The sequence below is a fragment of the Amycolatopsis sp. cg13 genome, assembly GCF_041346965.1.
GTDB lineage: Bacteria > Actinomycetota > Actinomycetes > Mycobacteriales > Pseudonocardiaceae > Amycolatopsis.
The window spans coordinates 5292292-5309650 of the sequence record NZ_CP166848.1; the positions used below are offsets into that span (position 1 = coordinate 5292292).

At 66.5% G+C, this 17359-nt stretch carries 13 protein-coding genes and 3 tRNA genes; 7 read left to right on the top strand and 9 right to left on the bottom strand.

What is annotated here, in order from left to right; genetic code table 11:
- Positions 1 to 40: 40 nt before the first annotated feature.
- Positions 41 to 1381 (top strand): nucleobase:cation symporter-2 family protein, encoded by a 1341-nt coding sequence (locus AB5I40_RS24450; protein WP_370932390.1) that lies wholly within the window; start codon positions 41 to 43, stop codon positions 1379 to 1381.
- Here the strand turns inward: AB5I40_RS24450 and AB5I40_RS24455 are convergent.
- Positions 1338 to 1907: a TetR-like C-terminal domain-containing protein gene (locus tag AB5I40_RS24455; RefSeq protein WP_370932391.1), complete on the bottom strand. Its 570-nt coding sequence runs from the start codon at positions 1905 to 1907 to the stop codon at positions 1338 to 1340. The genes AB5I40_RS24450 and AB5I40_RS24455 overlap by 44 nt on opposite strands.
- An 89-nt stretch (positions 1908 to 1996) precedes the next feature.
- Here AB5I40_RS24455 and AB5I40_RS24460 point away from each other — a divergent pair, with 89 nt between their 5' ends.
- Together AB5I40_RS24460 and AB5I40_RS24465 are read left to right on the top strand one after the other, a co-directional pair.
- Positions 1997 to 2437, top strand: a complete 441-nt coding sequence (locus tag AB5I40_RS24460; protein WP_370932392.1) for a pyridoxamine 5'-phosphate oxidase family protein — start codon at positions 1997 to 1999, stop codon at positions 2435 to 2437.
- 267 nt (positions 2438 to 2704) lie between these two features.
- Positions 2705 to 4123: an aspartate aminotransferase family protein gene (locus AB5I40_RS24465; protein WP_370932393.1), complete on the top strand. Its 1419-nt coding sequence runs from the start codon at positions 2705 to 2707 to the stop codon at positions 4121 to 4123.
- Between the two features lie 388 nt (positions 4124 to 4511).
- On the opposite strand, the gene AB5I40_RS24470 is transcribed toward AB5I40_RS24465, so the two are convergent.
- Both AB5I40_RS24470 and AB5I40_RS24475 read right to left on the bottom strand, forming a co-directional pair.
- The gene (locus AB5I40_RS24470; RefSeq protein WP_370932394.1) at positions 4512 to 6446 is read right to left on the bottom strand and encodes an amino acid transporter; all 1935 of its coding nucleotides are present in this window, start codon (positions 6444 to 6446) and stop codon (positions 4512 to 4514) included.
- 66 nt (positions 6447 to 6512) lie between these two features.
- Complete coding sequence (locus tag AB5I40_RS24475; RefSeq protein ID WP_370932395.1) at positions 6513 to 7043, bottom strand: hypothetical protein; 531 nt, start codon at positions 7041 to 7043, stop codon at positions 6513 to 6515.
- Positions 7044 to 7191: 148 nt separating this feature from the next.
- On the opposite strand from AB5I40_RS24475, the gene AB5I40_RS24480 reads away from it, so the two are divergent.
- On the top strand, positions 7192 to 8175 hold the full coding sequence (locus tag AB5I40_RS24480) for a rhomboid-like protein (RefSeq protein WP_370932396.1): 984 nt from the start codon (positions 7192 to 7194) through the stop codon (positions 8173 to 8175).
- 117 nt (positions 8176 to 8292) lie between these two features.
- On the top strand, positions 8293 to 10998 hold the full coding sequence (locus tag AB5I40_RS24485) for an EAL domain-containing protein (RefSeq protein ID WP_370932397.1): 2706 nt from the start codon (positions 8293 to 8295) through the stop codon (positions 10996 to 10998).
- Here the strand turns inward: AB5I40_RS24485 and AB5I40_RS24490 are convergent.
- Entirely contained in the window at positions 10992 to 11792 is an 801-nt protein-coding gene (locus AB5I40_RS24490) for an arylamine N-acetyltransferase (RefSeq protein WP_370932398.1), read from the bottom strand. The genes AB5I40_RS24485 and AB5I40_RS24490 overlap by 7 nt on opposite strands.
- A gap of 157 nt (positions 11793 to 11949) precedes the next feature.
- Between AB5I40_RS24490 and AB5I40_RS24495 the strand changes: the two genes are divergently transcribed.
- Complete coding sequence (locus AB5I40_RS24495; protein WP_370932399.1) at positions 11950 to 12783, top strand: serine protease; 834 nt, start codon at positions 11950 to 11952, stop codon at positions 12781 to 12783.
- Positions 12784 to 13431: 648 nt separating this feature from the next.
- On the opposite strand, the gene AB5I40_RS24500 is transcribed toward AB5I40_RS24495, so the two are convergent.
- The 5 genes from AB5I40_RS24500 to AB5I40_RS24520 all read right to left on the bottom strand — a co-directional run bounded on the left by AB5I40_RS24500 (position 13432) and on the right by AB5I40_RS24520 (position 16415).
- A complete protein-coding gene (locus tag AB5I40_RS24500; protein ID WP_370932400.1) occupies positions 13432 to 15171 on the bottom strand; it encodes a glycoside hydrolase family 9 protein in 1740 nt (579 codons plus the stop codon).
- A gap of 412 nt (positions 15172 to 15583) precedes the next feature.
- Positions 15584 to 15657: transfer RNA gene (locus AB5I40_RS24505), tRNA-Phe, on the bottom strand.
- Between the two features lie 31 nt (positions 15658 to 15688).
- A tRNA-Asp gene (locus AB5I40_RS24510) sits at positions 15689 to 15762 on the bottom strand.
- Positions 15763 to 15776: 14 nt separating this feature from the next.
- A tRNA-Glu gene (locus tag AB5I40_RS24515) sits at positions 15777 to 15849 on the bottom strand.
- Between the two features lie 314 nt (positions 15850 to 16163).
- Positions 16164 to 16415, bottom strand: a complete 252-nt coding sequence (locus AB5I40_RS24520; protein ID WP_370932401.1) for a hypothetical protein — start codon at positions 16413 to 16415, stop codon at positions 16164 to 16166.
- Between the two features lie 451 nt (positions 16416 to 16866).
- On the opposite strand from AB5I40_RS24520, the gene AB5I40_RS24525 reads away from it, so the two are divergent.
- Positions 16867 to 17286: a hypothetical protein gene (locus AB5I40_RS24525; RefSeq protein ID WP_370932402.1), complete on the top strand. Its 420-nt coding sequence runs from the start codon at positions 16867 to 16869 to the stop codon at positions 17284 to 17286.
- Positions 17287 to 17359: the final 73 nt, after the last annotated feature.

Consider the following 17359-nt stretch of genomic DNA (forward strand, 5'->3'; position numbering starts at 1 on the left):
GCAGCGATAATCCGGCGGGAACAACCAGAAGGAGCCGCTCATGACCAACGCCGCGCACCCGGTTGACCGGGGCCTTCCCGCCGGACGGCTGCTCCTGCTCGGACTGCAGCACATGGCGATCATGTACACCGGCTGCATCGCCGTTCCGCTGGTCATCGGCAGCGCGCTGCACCTGGACAACGCGTCGATCGCGCTGCTGGTGAACGCCGACCTGTTCGTCGCCGGACTGGCCACTTTGGTCCAGTCGGTCGGCATCGGGCGGTTGTTCGGCGTCCGGCTGCCGGTGGTCGCGGGCGCGACGTTCACCGTGGTCAACCCGATGATCCTGATCGCCGCGCAGTACGGCCTCACCGCGGTGTACGGCGCGATGATCGCCTCCGGCGTCTTCGGCCTGCTGATCGCCCGGCCGTTCGCCGCGCTGATCCGGTTCTTCCCGCCGCTGGTGTCCGGGACGTTGCTGCTGGTCATCGGCATCTCGCTGCTCGGCCCCGGCACCGCGATGATCGGCGGGCACGACACCGGAGACCCGTCCTACGGCGATCCGGCGAACCTCGGCCTGGCGTTCGGCGTGATCGCGCTGGTGGTGCTGTTCACCCGGGTGCTGCGCGGCTTCCTCGGCCAGATCGGTCCGCTGGTCGCGCTCATCGCCGGCGTGCTGATCGCGATCCCGCTCGGCCGCACGCACTTCTCCGGCGTCGGCGACGCGAGCTGGTTCGGGCTGGCCTCGCCGTTCCACTTCGGAGCGCCGACGTTCCCGGTCGCCGCGGTGGTGTCGATGTGCGTGGTCATGCTGGTGTCGTTCACCGAAACCACCGCCGACCTGATCGCGGTCGGCGAGATCACCGGCCGCCCGGTCACGCCGTCCGACCTCTCCCGCGGCCTCGCGACCGACGGCCTGTCCGCGATCTTCGGCGGCTTCATGAACTCCTTCCCGGACACCGCGTTCGCGCAGAACGTCGGCTTGGTGCAGATGACCGGCGTGCGCAGCCGCTGGGTGGTCGCCACGACCGGCGGCATGCTCGTGGTGATGGGCCTGGTGCCGAAGATCGGCGCGTTCATCGCCGCGATCCCGGAACCCGTCGTCGGCGGCGTCGCGGTGGTGATGTTCGCGATGGTCGGGGTCGTCGGCGTGCAGACGCTCAAGAAGGTCGACTTTTCCGGCAACCACAACGCTTTCGTGGTTTCAGTAGCACTTGGCGTCGGCCTGCTGCCTGCTTTTGGCCTCGACCGCTTCGGCAACTCGGTGTTCTTCCAGCACTTCCCCGCCTGGCTGCGCACGATCTGCGGCAGCCCGATCACCGTCGCCGCCGTGCTGGCCTTCGTCCTGAACCTGCTGTTCAACCACCTTGGCCGGAAGCGGGAGGAAGACCTGCTGCCGTAAGCAACCGATCGGCCAGCTGCACGCCGATCCCCGGTTCGATCGGCCTGCTCAGCAACACCCGCAGGTACAGCGGCGCGAGCACGTAATCCAGCAGCTCCTGCAGTTCCAACGCAGGCTCGCCACGCGCGGCGGCCGCCGTCAGCATCTGCTCCAGGTCGTCGCCACGCGACAGCAAATGCTCGATCGGATCAGCGTTGGTCCCGATAAAGCTGATCAACGCCCGAACCAGCACCGCGCCGTCCGGATCAGCCAGCGCGCGCTCGACCGCCGTCGCCCACTGCTCGACGTCACCCCGTAGCGACCCCGTGTCCGGCACCGGCGAGGTGAGGCTCAACCGAGCGACCGCAGCGTCGAGCAGCACGCTCGCGCAACTCCCCCAGCGACGATAGACGCTGGTCGGATTCACCCCAGCCCGCTCGGCGATCTGCGGTACCCCCGCAGTCGTCTCGCCCTCCGCGAGCAGCTCAATCACCGCACGGTGCACCGCTTCGCGCACCCGCGCGCTACGCCCGCCCGGCCGAGTCATCCGGCCATCCTAAAGCAAAGGGGCTGGCCTTAACGCCTGAAGTGTGCGTAACCTAAAGGCAAATCAATTGGCCTTAAGGAGACCCCGAGATGGTCAGCAAGATCCCGCCCGCCGAACGCGAGGCCCTGCTAGCCGAACCGATCATCAGCGTTCTGAGCGTGACTGCGGAGCCCGGTCGCGCACCCCTGACCACCCCGATCTGGCACCAGTACACCCCCGGCGGCGAGGTCACCGTGCTCACCTCGCCCGGCGCGCGGAAGACAAAGCTGATCGAAGCCGCCGGCCGCTTCGCCCTGTGCGTGCAAGACCCGAAGACCATCCGCTACGCGACCGCCGAAGGCCCCGTCACCGGCGTCCGCGCAGTCACCGAGGAAGACCGCCTAGAGATGGCGCGCCGATACTTGCCAGAGGAAGCCGCGATCGCCTACGTCAAAGCCACTCCGGAGCAGAGCCGCAACGTCGTCATCTCCATGCGCCCAGAACGCTGGAACACCGCCGATTTCACCGACCTGACCGACGAACTCTCCTGACCCGCTCCGCCCGGTCGGCTCCGTCCCGCTCCGTCGGAGCCGACCCCCGGAACCCCTTGCCCCCCAACCTTTTCCCCGGTACCGCCGTTCGGCAGCACACCCCGATCATGCCCGGTTTCCCTAGTTTCCCCGGCCGTTCGGGCACTCCTTTCCCGGGCTCATTCGACTCAGCAGCCAGAAACGCCGTCCGCCAACTTTCCGCCATTGCGCCACTGTTCTAGACCATGCCACCTTGTGCCGGAAAGACCTTCGAACAGAAGAGGGCGCATGGACGGCACCACCCTCATTCTCACCGCCGCCGAACGGACCAAAGCGGCCGAACTTCTGGCCAGGTTCACCGACAGCTACGAAAATTCACTAACCAGTCGCCCGATCGCCCCAGACGCGGACCGGGAAACCCTGACCAAACTGCTAGCCGAACCGTTCCCGGAAGAAGGCCTAGGCGTAGAAGCATTCTTCGCCGACGTAGTAGACCGGATCGTGCCCTACACCACCACGATCGCACACCCACGCTTCCTCGCCTACGTCCAAGGCCCGCCAAACGGCATCAGCCCCTACGCCGAAGCGATCGCCGCAGTACTGAACCAAAACTGCAACCTGTGGCAGATCTCCCCCGCTGCCAACGTAATCGAACGCTCCGTCATGGACTGGCTAACCAGCCTCTTCGCCCTAGGCCCGTCCTCCGGCGGCCTCCTCACCAACGGCGGTTCCGGAGCCACGAAAGACGCGATCACCGCCGCCATCGCCGACCGCAGACCAGACTTCCGCGAACGGGGCTTGCAGGAAACCCATGCGCCCCTAGTGCTTTACACCTCCGACGAAGCACACCGCAGCGTGGCCAAAGCCGCCGCCCTCCTGGGAATCGGCCTGGCCAACGTCCGCATAATCCCCACCGACGACCGTTTCCAACTCCGCGTCGACCTGCTAACCCAAGCAATCGCCGACGACCGCGCCGCCGGAAAAGAACCGTTCTGCGTCGTAGCCACCGCAGGCACAGTAACTACTGGCTCGATAGACCCAATCGACCCCATTGCCGACCTCTGCGCAAAAGAAGACCTCTGGCTACACGTAGACGGCGCGTACGGAGCCCTATTCGTCCTAGCCGATTCAACCCGCGAGGCACTGGCTCCGTTGTCCCGCGCAGACTCCATCACCCTAGACCCGCACAAGCTGCTCTTCGCCCCGCTGGAAGCAGGAGCCCTGCTAGTCAAGGACATGGCGAAGCTACGAGCAGCCTTCGCTTTCTCCTCAACGTCGTCGTACCTCACCGCGATAGACGACGCCCACCTACTCGACTACATGGACCACGGCCCGCAACTTTCCCGCAGCTTCAAGGCTTTGAAGGTCTGGGCCGCCCTGCGCACGTTCGGCGTAGGAGCCTTCCGAACAGTCACCGAACGCTGCCTGTCTTTAGCCACCCGACTAGGCGCACACATCGCCGCCGCCCCCGGCTTGGACTTGATGAACCCGGTGACACTCACCGCAGTCTGCATCCGAATGCCCGGCCGCAACGCCGAAGCACACGCAGAACTCCTCACGAGACTCCACGAAGAAGGCACCGCAATGCTGGGCCCAGCAAGAATTCGCGGCCAGGCTTGCATCCGCGCCTGCATCACGAACCACCGCACCACCGAGTCCGACATCGACCTGCTGGCCAGCCGCCTAACCGCCCTGGCTGCCCTCTGATCTGTTTTCGTGAGGGCCACCTTCAGGGACTCTGATTCCCCCAGGGTTCCCCTCACGACCCACCCAAGCCCGTGAGGCCCCCTTCACGGACCGCCCGCTCACCGCCCCCGCCACCGCGACGCACCCAATGTGGCATTCGCTGCATCAGACGCACCCAATGCCACATTGGAGCGCAAGCCCCAGCCCACTCCCGAACCGCACCGGTGCACCCAACAATCGAGGCACCCAGCCCCTCCCCCGCACCCCGATATAAAGCGTCCCTGCGGTCTGATGGTGCTTGTCAAGGCATCTTTCCCGCCTTGACAAGCACCATCAGACCGTCAGCACAATCAAGCTTCGGGGTGCCCCACGCAACCACCAAGCGATGTCGCCGCCAGGCGACGAGAAGTCACCCCACATGCACCAACGGCCTCCGATGAGGATCCGGCTCCGCCCTCCGCAACACCTCCCGAGTAACCGGAGGCACATCCCCATCCCCAAAAAACAAATACCGCCCCAAAAACTTAAACGGATTCCCCTCCGTCCAAGCAAAGTAAATATGCGGCTGCATCCCAGTCTCATCCCGCAACTGCAACAAAACCGCAGCAATAGCATTAGCAATAGACGGACTCTTCATCCGCAAAATCCGATACCCAGCCCGCTTCTCCCCATGCACCCGCAACGTAGTCTCAAAATCCGAAGCATCCGAAATAGTAACCTCAAGAAAGAACAACGCACTATCCCGAGGAATATGATTGTCCTCCCGGGCTTCGAGCTCCTTCTCCCGATACTCAGCCTCATCCCGGGCATCCGGCTCGTTGGCAATAATCCGAACCGCCCCAGACCGAACCGCCTTGTCCACAATCCGCCGCGCAGCCGCATCGAACTCAACCTTCTCGACCCGCAACTCCAACGACCGAGTAGCCCGCGAGATCAACGAGGTCAAGACAATCGCCCCAATAAAGAACCCAGCGATCTTGACCCCTTCAGGACGCTCCACAATATTGGCAACCGTCGTGTACAAAAACACCACAGTAATAGCCAGATAACCCCAAAACGCCCGCTGCTTAAGCCGCCGAGCAGACAACGTAACCGCCACCGAGGCGGAGGAAATCAACACCAGCACCCCGGTCGCATACGCCCCGCCCTGAGCCTCGACATCAGCATCGAAGATCAACGTAATAACAAACGCGATAACCGAAACCACAATCACCAACGGCCGAGTAGCCCGAGCCCAATCCGGAGCCATCCCATACCGCGGCAGATACCGAGGCACAATATTCAACAACCCAGCCATCGCCGAAGCCCCAGCAAACCAAAGGATCGCAATGGTACTGACATCATAAACAGTACCAAACCCATCCCCAAGATAACTATGCGCAAGATAAGCCAACGCCCGCCCGTTGGCCTTCCCGCCAGCCTGAAACTCCCGCTGCGGAATCAACACCGCAGTAGCGAAACTGGACGTAATCAAGAACGCGCTCATAATCAGCGCAGCAGTAACCAGCAACCGCCGAGTATTCCGAATCCGCCCCACCGGCTCCGCTTCAGTGTCCCCAGCAGCCCCTCGGACCAGCGGCATCACCGAAACCCCAGTCTCAAACCCAGACAACCCCAGCGCCAGTTTGGGAAACACCACCAGAGCAACCCCGACCATCATCCAAGGATTGGGATGCTCACTGACCAACAAGTTCTGCCAGTCAACAACAAGCTGCGGCGCCCCGAACACATGCGCCAATGCAACAGCCACCACGACAACGTTCAACGCGAGATAAACCCCCACGAGAACGACCGCAACCCCGATAGCCTCAGCAAACCCCTTGAGAAACACCGCCCCGAGCAGGGCAATGAGCACCAACGTGATCCAAACCTGCCCGCCATGCAGCGCGGTAGGAACAAACGGATTCTCAATAACGTGCGCAGTAGCGTCAGCCGCGGACAACGTCACCGTGATCACGAAGTCAGTAGCCGCAAACCCAAGCAGCGCAAGCACTAACAGCTTGCCGCCCCACCGAGACAGCAGCTTCTCCAGCATCGCGATCGACCCCTGGCCGTGCGGACTCTCCCGCGCCACCCGCCGATAGATCGGCAGCGCCCCGGCAAGCGTGAGCACCACCAGCACCACAGTGGCCAACGGCGACAACACCCCGGCGGCGAGCGCGGCGATCCCCGGCTGATATCCGAGCGTGGAGAAGTAGTCGACGCCGGTGAGGCACATGACCTTCCACCACGGCTGTTCGGCCTTTTTGGTCTCCCGCTTGCCACCGGTCATCTGCTGGGCGCGCTTGTGCTCGCCCTCGAGAAGCCAGGCACGCAGCTTTGTATTCGGCACGCGGCCGATCATGCCGGTTTCCGCCCCGCCGCGCGGACCGCGCTCAGCGGACGCTCAGGGTTTCACCGGACAAATAAGTCAGAGACAAATAATGTTCAGAACGCACGGCGGCTCATGGCTGCTCGGCGAAGACGGCTGGCTCGAACTCGACGGACCCGATGGGCTCGACGACGGCTGAGACGGCGCGGTCGGACCGGTGGTCTCCGGCCGTTCGCTCGACGCCGGGTGAGACGGAACGGAATCAGCCGGATGAGCAGGCGTGCTGTGCTCGCCGAGCGGATTGACGTTCACCTTGCTCGAAGGAGCATCCCCGACGCCGACCGTGCCCCCTTCGGTCTCCTCGCCGGTGGGCGTCGGCGGGTTGGTCTCGTCGACGCCGCCGGCGCCGCCCGTGCGGTCCGGCATCTCGATCACGCGCATCTCGGTGATCCGGGAGGCCCCGTCGCTCGCCGTGGTCCCGTATGAGACGAGCATGGCCGCCGCCCCGCAGCCGACGATCACCGCGAGCATCACCGAAACCATGCGCCACCTGGACCGGGACGGCGGTGGGATCCGTCGTTCGTGTCCTTCGCGCACCAACAGCTCGGCGACCGAAACCTCGTCGTTCACCAGCGTGACCTTTCACCAGGAGTGGCCTATTCCTACCGGATGAGTCCACTGAACGGGTGACAACGGGCGAAACCTTCTACCCAGGGTGCTCACTCTAGCGGGTGTGAATCACAGCGCATTCACAGCTGCTCTTGGCCAAAATCCCAGCATGCCCAGCCACTCTGGACGCATGTCGCTGCGCGAGCCGGACCCGGCACCCCGCCCGGCGCGCAGTGCTGCCACCACGGGAACTCCCCGGAAGTGGCGGTCCTTGACGTGGCTGCGCGGGCAGGCTCCGGGCGTCGTCCCGCCCGCCGGGACCACCGACGTCCTCGAACCGGCCGGGACCACAGCCGGGACCACGGCCACGACCCCGGCAGGCGGAACCCATTTGGCCGACCTCATCGGATCCCCGCAGCCGACGGCGACGGCCGTGCTGCCGGACATCGATCCGCTCGACCTCGTCCAGCCCGCCCCCAAGCTTCCCTTCCTGGCCATCCCCGCGACCTGGCGGCCGAAACGAGCCTGGCTCAGCCTTGTCCCCAGCCCGCGGTCCACGCCGTTCACCTTCGGCTACCTCGTCCTCCTCCTCGGCACCTCGCTGCTCATCCGGTTCGCCAGCCCGAAGCTCACCGACAAGCTCCTCGCCGTCTCCAGCACCGACGCGCACAACATGGCGCGCCACCCCCTCACCGCTCTCCTGACCAGCGCCTTCTGGATCGCCGACGGCGGCTGGCTGCCGTACGCGGTGATCTTCGCGATCGCGGTCGCCCCGTTCGAGCGGCGGTTCGGCGGGCTCCGGACGGCTCTCGTCTTCTTCAGCGGGCACGTGCTCGCCACGATCGCCACCGAACTGCCGGTGATGGCCCTGATCCACACCGACGTCCTGCCGCACTCCGCGGGCCGCTGGCTCGACATCGGGGTCAGCTACGGCTTCCTCACCACCGCCGGCGTGCTCGTCGCGCTGCTGCGCGGGAGGGCCAAAATCGTCGGGATCGCGGCCCTTGAGCTATTCGTTATCAGCGTCTATGTGACCGACGATCCGGCCAGTCTCGCGTCCGTCGTGACCGTCCTCGGACATACCTGTGCGGCCCACTTCGGCCTGCTCGTGTGGGGTCCGCGACTGCGCAGCGTGCCCCGCGTCGCCCGATAGCACCCGTCGTCGGCGTCCAGACGAGTGATGCATGCGGCTCCCCGTGCGGATATACACAGGCTTCACTCGGTGGTGTAATCGACGGGCCATACGCCGACAAGGGGGATCGGAAGCACCATGGAGGCTGACGCCCTGGCCGGTGAACCGGGTGGAATCACCCGGCGCGCCCAGCTCGCGGGCCTGCGGCCGGACGCCGGCGCGGGGGTCCTGTTCTCCCTGCACGCCTCCGAACCGGCGACCCTCACCTGGCTGCCCGGCCTCGACGCCGTCCTCGGCCTCCCCGGCGCGACCGGCAAGGAGCTGTGCGACCGGCTCACCGAGCTGCTGCGCCCGCTCACCGCGAACCTCCGCCGCACCCCGCCCGGCCGCGATTTCGAACTCGAACAGCCCCAGGACGGTGCCGACGGGACCCCTCGCCGCATCCGGCTGCGCGCCAGGACCGTCGGCGAACGGGACCACACGACCGGTCTGCTCGGCGTCGCGTCCGCGGTCGCGGAAACTGAGCCGGAGAAGTCCGACCTCGCGGAGCTGTCCGACCGCTACCAGCTGCTGATGGAACAGAGCCCGGACGCGATCTGCGTGCATTCGGGCGGCGTCGTCACCTACGCCAACCAGGCCGCGCTCGACCTGTTCGCGGCACGGGCGGCGCACGAGGTCGTCAGCCGGGAGTTCGCGGATTTTGTGGCCGCCGAATCCGCGCAGCTGCTTGAGGATCCCAGTGCGGAACCGCGGGAAGCGGTGCTGAAACGGTTGGACGGGAGCAAATTCGTGGCGGAAACCGTGTCGGTACGCACCAGCGACTCGAATCCGCCGTCGTTCCAAGTGGTGATCCGCGACAGCACCGTCAAGCACGCCGCCGCGGCCGCCGTTCGCGCGCAAGAAGCGCTGGTCACGCACGTCAGCGACGCCATCGTCACGATCACCGCCGAAGGCATCGTCACCGGCTGGAACCCGGCCGCGGAGACCGTCTACGGCTGGCCCGCCCCGGAAGCGCTCGGCAGACGGGTGCACGAGGTGCTCGGCATCGACCCGAACCCGGCCGCGATCCGCGACGGCATCGCCGCGCAGACCCACCGCGGCCGGGACGGCTCGCCGCGGCAGGTCCGGGTCTCCGCGACCGAGACCGTCGACGGCTTCCTCCTGGTCTGTACCGACGAAACCGCACGTCGGCGGGTCGAACAGCACTACGCGACGGTCGTCGCCGCCCTTGACGAGGGCGTGCTGGTGATCGGCCCGACCGGGCTGATCCAGTCGGCGAACCCGTCCGCCTGCCGCATTCTCGGCGTCCCGGAGACGCAACTGCTCGGCGTGCCGTGCACGACGCTCGTGCTGTTCGACGAGGACGGCAACCGGATCCCGGACGACGACCTGCCGTCCATGCACACCCGCCGCACCGGGAGCACGCACAACGGCCTGGTCGTGCGCCTGCGCCGGCCCGACGGCCGCGACGTGTGGGTGTCGCTGACCTCGCGGTTGCTCGACTCGGACGACCCGAACGGCGTCTCGGTGGTCACGTCCTTCACCGACATCACCGAACGGCGCGCGATCAGCGCCCGGCTGGCCCACGAGGCGACCCACGACCCGCTGACCCGGCTCGCCAACCGCACCCTGGTGCTGGACCGGCTCGACCGCCGCGACGGCGCCGAGGCGGCCGCCGTGCTGTTCCTCGACCTGGACAAGTTCAAGCTGATCAACGATTCCCTCGGCCATCCGGTCGGCGATCAGGTCCTGCGCATCGCCGGCGAACGCCTGCGCCGGGCCACCGGCCCCGACGACGTCGTCGGCAGGCTGGGCGGCGACGAGTTCGTGGTCGTCACGTCCGCGACGACCGGCCAGGCGCAGGTCGGCGTGTTCGCCGCGCACCTGCGTTCCGTGCTGGCGGAGCCGGTTTCGGTGCACGGCAGGCAACTGCACCTCGACGCGAGCATGGGCATCGTGCTCGTCGAACCGGGCGACCGCCGCAGCGCGGAGGATTTGCTACGCGACGCGGATGTCGCGATGTACCAAGCGAAAGCCCGCGGCCGCGGCCGATTCGAATTCTTCGACGTCGCACTGCGGGAACGCATGCAACGCCGACTGCGGATGGAACAGGATCTCCGCGACGCCGTCCACAGTGGACAGCTGTGGCCGGCCTACCAGCCGGTGGTCGACCTGCGCACCGGAGAAATGGTCGGCGTCGAAGCGTTGCTGCGCTGGACGCACCCGAAACACGGCGCGATCTCGCCCGCGGAATTCATCCCGCTGGCCGAGGAAAGCGAACTGATCAACGTGCTGGGCAAGTACGTCCTGCGCGACACCACGCGCGAACTGGCCGCCCTGCGCACCGGCCGGGGACTCGACCTCAGCCTGAAAGTGAACCTCTCGGTCCGGCAACTGGACGACCCGCACCTGGTCCCGGCGGTCCGCGACGCGCTCGCCACCACCGGCCTGCCGCCCGGCGCGTTGACGTTGGAAGTCACCGAAAGCGCCCTCATGCGCGACACGTCGGCGGCCGCGGAAGTGTTGTCCGCCTTGCGTTCTCTCGGGGTGTTGCTGGCTATCGACGACTTCGGCACCGGCTATTCTTCGCTGGCCCAGCTGCGCCGGCTGACGCTGGACACCCTCAAGATCGACCGCTCGTTCATCACCGGCATCGCCGACTCCCGCGACGCGGCCGCGATCGTCACGAGCATCATCGCGATGGCGCACGCGGTCGATCTGACCGTGGTCGCGGAAGGCGTCGAGACCGCGGAAGAGCTGGCACTGCTGCGAGAACTCGGCTGCGACCAGGCCCAGGGCTACCACCTCGGCCGGCCGCTCGCCGCCGCGGAGCTGTTTCAGTAAGTCTCGAGCAGCGCCGCCAGCTCGTCCTCGGTGAGGAAGACGTCCAGGTCCTCCAACGTCTTGCCGAGATCAACCGGTTCGATCGTGCGCGTTTCGACCGTGCCGTCCGGATGGCTCTCCTGGTATTCGCGGCCGAGCAGCCGGCGGAATCGGCCGGGTTCAAGCCGCATCACCACGATGCGCCCGGTGAACGGCGACTTCGGATGCGTGGACGTGTAGTGGTGGAACACCTGGTAGTCGATCGGGCGGCTGTTCACCAGCGGGAGCACCTCGTGCAGGTCTTCCCAGCCGTCGCCGTCCTGCTTCTGCAGCACCCACCAGCCGTCGCGCAGCGTCATCCGGTGCGTCCACCCGGCCTGGTCCACTTCGGCCCCGTCGATCAGCGGCATCGGCAGCAGAATCCCCGCGCCGAACCCGACGTCCACCAGAAACTGTTGCCCCTCAACGGTAATCACCAGTGTCATGTGCGTGTACGGCCCGCTCTTGCGCGGCTGCACCCGCGCGACCGTGCGCTGCACCTCGTACCCGAGCTGCTCGGCGACGGCCGCGAACAACCCGGCCTGCTCGTAGCAATACCCGCCCCGGCGGCGTCCGACGAGCTTCTCGCTGACGACATCCAGCTCGATCCCGCGGTGCCGGCCAATCACCACGTCGATGTTCTCGAACGGGATCGCCCGGACGTGCGCCTGCGCCAGCCGCGCCAGCGCCGCTACAGACGGCTTCTCCCGCCGCTGCCCCACGCGCGCGAGGTAAGCGTCGACGTCCGTTGCTTCGATGTTCCATTCCCCAGTCATAAGGCCAGTTTGCAACCTCTAGCTAGCTCTAGGTCAACAGTCACCCAGGGTCACGACGGTTGTGACTGGCACCACTCTCTGGTGTGATGTACCCCGCGATGCCTACCAGTCAGTAGCACACGTCCGAGTGAGTGCTGGCCTTCTCGAAGGGAGCCCGATGAAGACCCCTCGACCACTGGCCCGGGCCAGTGCGGTGACGGCCCTGGCGACCGCCGCCGCGATGCTGCCCGCGACCGCGTGGGCAACGACCCCGACCTGGGCGCCAGCGGACACCGCCGCCATGCACCCCGGAGTGCAGACGCACACCAACGGGGCGCAATGCACCTCGAACTTCGTGTACAGCAACGGAACGGACGTGTTCCTCGGACAAGCCGCGCACTGCTCCGGCACCGGCGGCTCGACTGAAACGAACGGCTGCTCGGCTGGTTCGCTCCCGCTCGGCACCCCCGTCTCGATCACCGGCGCGAGCAAGCCGGGAACGCTCGTCTACAACTCGTGGCTGACCATGCAGTCCCGCCACGAAGCGGACGCGAACACCTGCCAGTACAACGATCTCGCGCTGGTGAAGATCGACCCGGCGGACGTGTCCAAGGTGAACCCCAGCCTCCCGTTCTGGGGCGGCCCGACCGGCGTGAACACCACCGGAACGAAGCAACTAGGCACGGTGCTGAGCTACGGCAACTCCGAATTGCGCGGCGGAATCACCCAGCTGTCCCCCAAACAAGGCACCAGTCTGGGTGACACCGGCGGCGGCTGGAGCCACACCGTACTGACGGTGACGCCCGGCATCCCCGGCGATTCCGGCAGCGGCTTCCTCGACCGGGACGGGAACGCGCTCGGGGTGCTGAGCACGCTGAACCTGGCACCCCAGCCCGGGACGAACGGGGTCGGCGATATTTCCCGCGAACTGGCGTACGCGAGTGCTCATGGCGGGCTTGGGACTGTGGAACTGGTGCCGGGGACGGCTAAGTTCCGTGGGCCGTTGATCTAGCGTTCGCACTAGCTTCTGGCTGATGCACCCGGCGTGCCCGGCACGATTCAGTTCGTGCCGGGCACGGCCATGCTTCGAGCCTCGTTGATCCAGCGATTCACGGGATGCTCAGCACTGGGCAGCCCAGCGCGGACCTGACTAGGTTTCGCAACCCGCCGAACCAGCCTCGCTCCAGCACCGAGCGCCCACGGCGACCTCCGACGCTGTGCGACCGTTGCCGGGCACGGCCGAGTTCCGTCGCCATTGCCGGGGCGCGTCCACTCCACAGCGGGCTCGACGCATCGCAGCCCGGCTCGGCACCACCAAGGTCCGCGACACACCACGCCCGGGGCACAACCACACTCTGCGACACACCACGCCCAGGGCACAACCACACTCTGCGACACACCACGCCCAGGGCACAACCACGCTCTGCGACACACCACGCCCAGGGCACAACCACGCTCTGCGACACACCTCGCCCAGATACGACCCTGCTCCGCGACGCACCGAACTAGGCGTCCGCGAGGGAATCCTGCGGAACCGCCCGCGAGCATCTCTTCATCGGCCTCGCCAGAGCAGGCCTCCCTTCACCGTCCTCGCCAGAGCAGACGTCCATCCCGCACCGCCACCGAAACCTGCCGATCGCCCAACGCCTCGGGACCTACCTCAGTCCCCGACCGCGACCGCGTACAAGTACCAAGTCGAGTGCGGCAGCCACTGTTCATCCCACCGCCAGTCGTCGTCCTTTCCGGTGACCACGTAACCGCGGTCCCACGCTATTCCGCTGCCGTCCTCGTTCAAGCCGGTGATGCCGTTGACAATCCCGCCCGCCGTCGGCAGGAACTGCCACGACCCGAGCCAGCTGTACTGCGGGTTGCCGCGGCCGCTGCCGTCGAGCATGCACACGCCGTACGGGTTGCTGCCGCAGATCCAGTTCAGCTGGTCCGCCGCGTACGACCGCAGCCGACCCGCGAACTCGCCCGAAAACCGTTGCGCGGCAAGCCGAGCCGCGGTCGCCAGCGAAGCGATCCGCGCGTTCTCGCCCTGCCACCACTGGTCTTTCACTCGCGGCGTGACGTTGTGCGGGAAGAAAAATGAGCTGTACCTCTTACCCTGCCCATCTTGCACAAGATTCCGCGCATACCCAAACGGGTTAGGCACCTCGGAAGTCACCGTGAGTTCGAACTCCAGCGACCGCCGTACCACCTTCAGCACCTCGGAAACCGTTGGCGCATCGGCGATCTCGGCGTAGGCGAGCAGACTGATCACCGGCAGCCCCGCGTCAGAGGGGTGGAAGTACGGCCGGTCGCCGTCGTCCGCGCGCCAGTAGTCGCGGTAGGACTTCCAGGAAACCAAGCGCTGCAACAGATTATGCGCCCGAAGGTCCGCCGCCTCGCGGTATACTGGCTTCTTGGTCACCTGATACAACTCGACCGCCGCCAGCAACGCGCCGTAGTCGTCCTGGATGTTTTCCTTGCCGTCATTGGTCATTTCGACGTTGTGGTGCTCCAGGAAGTCGAACGCCGCTGCCGCCGTCGCCAGATACTCCTCGTGGGAGTAATCGCCCGACGCGTCCAGCGTGGTCGCCGCCGCCAGCGCCGCGATCGCGACCCCGCCGCCTTCGCGGTAATTCACCTGAACAGGCTCGCCGTCGTCGTTCGCCAGGACGAACCGCAGCTTCGGATCCTTCGGCGGCCCAGGCTGGATGACCGAAGTGACGAACGTGCCGTCCGCGAGTTTCACCCGGCGCAGGTAGGCGGCGCCGAACAGCGCTTCGTCGGCGAGCCAGGTTCGCAATTGGGTGAAGTTGGTGTCGCCGCGCGCGGTGAGCCGCTGGTACGCCTTGGCCAGCACCCAGGCGGTGAGCGGGATCTGGAGAGTGTTGAAGTAGCTGCGGTCCGACAGTTGCGTGAAGTGCTTGCCGAAGTCGCCGGTCGCGTCGTACCAGCCGCCGTGCGCGTCCATGACCTGCGTGCCCTTGGGGCCGATCGGGGCTTCGCGATCCTGGCGATCGAACCGGTCCGAGCTGCGGGTGCCCTTGAAGTAGTGCACGACGTGGGAGAGCGTGTAGCGCTCAAGCACCAGCTGATCGATGCGAAACGGCCGCGACCGCCCGTCCGCGGCGAGCAGGACGTACTCGCCTTCGGTCTTCAGCCCGGAGAAGTCCGCGGTCCAGTAATGCCGGTCGTCCCACCCCGGAACCTGAGCCGCCGGCCGCGGACTCCCGGTGAAGACGACCTTCCCGGTGGCGACGTCGACGACGGTAAACCTCGGAATCGCCCGCGGCGACCCGGCCGCGAGCACCGCTCGCTTGGGCGCACCGGGCGCGTAACCGACGTTGTTCGCGTAAACCGCCACCCCGGCCTGCGCCTCGACGGCCACCGCCTCAGCTCCCAACGGAGTCATCGCCCCCACTGCCCCGACCCCCACCGCCGCCGACCCGGCAAGAAAACTGCGCCGCCCCACATCTCCCGGCATTCTCGACCTCCAAGTGGTCCAGACCTCTGAGATGTTATTGAGGCTAGGGAGCGGTTCGGAGGTTTGGCAAGACTGCTTCCGAATGGCAGATCCGGGCAAAGTCAGCGGCAGCGGAACCATGGTCGGCATGGCAGCCACTCAGTGAAAGCCGCGATCTACCCGCCTCAAACGCGGCACCGACGGCAAGCTGAGCCCGCACTGCGGTGGTCCGGACTCCCGACGGCAGCGAGGGAACGCCGCGCGGCAACTCGACGGCCCCGCGGAGCCGCAGCCAAGACGGGCCGAAAAACGAAACAGCCCCCATCCGTCTGGATGAGGGCTCTTTTCGCAGGTAACGGTGTGGCCAGGGCCGGGGTCGAACCGGCGACCTTCCGCTTTTCAGGCGGACGCTCGTACCAACTGAGCTACCTGGCCGGGAACGCCGGCTAGGAGCCGAACGATCTTGCGACCCTGACGGGACTCGAACCCGCGACCTTCGCCGTGACAGGGCGACGCGCTAACCAACTGCGCCACAGGGCCTTACTGGTACTGCGTACTCCCAACGGGATTCGAACCCGCGTTGCCGCCTTGAAAGGGCGGAGTCCTAGGCCACTGAACGATGGGAGCCCGGTCGGTTTCGGTGGACCGACCGACCGCGCTCTCAGGTGTTCCCCTGGGAGCGATTACAAGCATAGGGCACGTTCCAAGGGGTTTGCACCGGGGGTTCCTTAAGCGGTCAGCGAGCCTCCGACCTGCGACAACGTCCGCGCCGACGACCTGACCGCACCGTGCGACGCCGATCAGCCCGTCCGAAGCCGCTCCGGACGATCGGTGTGTGCCACGCCACTCTACGCCGGAGACGGGCCCGCGCGCCGAGACCAAGCCACGCCTACGAGCCCGCGCCAAGACCGGCGGACACGACAGCACGTACCGACGATGGGTCAGCGCTGCACGGGTGCCTGACCGTCGTCGCCCGGACTCAGCCCGAGCATCTCCAGCAATTGCATGCAGTCCTCCACGTCCAGCGCGCCGGCCGCGACAGCGAGCCGGGCCCGGCGGACCTGGTCGTCGGAGACCCGTTGCCCTTCCGATGGCCCGCGCTGTGCCGGCACGCCGCCGGACAGTGACGTGCTTCCCCCGTCGGCACCTTCGTACCGAAGGAGGAACTGACGAACTTCGACCGATCCGCTCATGGCCCCTCCATGCGGTTCGCAACAACTGGCCGCGAGGCTAACCAGCGGCGAGCAGCACCGGCAGCCCCCCGGAGAGTGAACCTGCGAACACGCTCCGAAGCTTCCCTGGTAAAGCATTCCAAGATCGCGCAGAACGATTTCTCCCGGCTTCCCCTCGCCGATCCCCGGAACTCGTGCAACAATCGGTGTTGCTGACACACCCCCGGTCAGCGCCTGTGGAGATCCCCTCCGACCCCCGCGTTCCTCCCCCTGGCGCGGGGGTCTCTCCATTTCCGCACACCGGCACTGACCTGCGGATCTACTCTCCGTACTCCTGATCAACAGACAGTCGCGAAATGCGTTTACCGACTGGGCTGAACAGGTGATCAAATTGGGCTGGCCGAGCACGGAAATGCGTGTGTCGTGGCTCACAGTGGTTTCTTTGCCGAGACCCAACCGTTATCGTGACCGCGTGCCTCTTCCCTCCCTCGGCCGCCTCAGCAGCCGCACGAATCTCAAAGCCGTCTCGAGCGGGCGGCATCGCAATGCCGCCAAGGTCGCCGGCGACGAAGTCGTCGAGGACAAGGAGCTCACCAGCTACCTCGCCGCGCTCGCCCCGGACTCCGACCCGGAGAGCACCGGAACCGGCAGCCGCTTCGGCGACGCGCAGGTCTACCAGCTGCGCATGAACCTCATCGCCAGCCAGCAGCTCAAGGACATCGCCGTCGCCAGGAACCTGACCCCGCAGGCCCTGGCGCAGGAATGGATCCTGGAGCGCCTCTCGTGGGAGGGCCAGGCCACCTCCGCCCAGGAGCGCCGCCACTCCGACGCCATGACCGACGAGTTCCACTTCCCGGCGGAGACCTTCGAACAGCCCCTCGTCGGACGCTGATCCCCGCCCCCTGAACGAAAACCCCCGGCTTCCCCCGACGGCCGGGGGTTTTCCCTTTTCCGGGGTCGCCGGA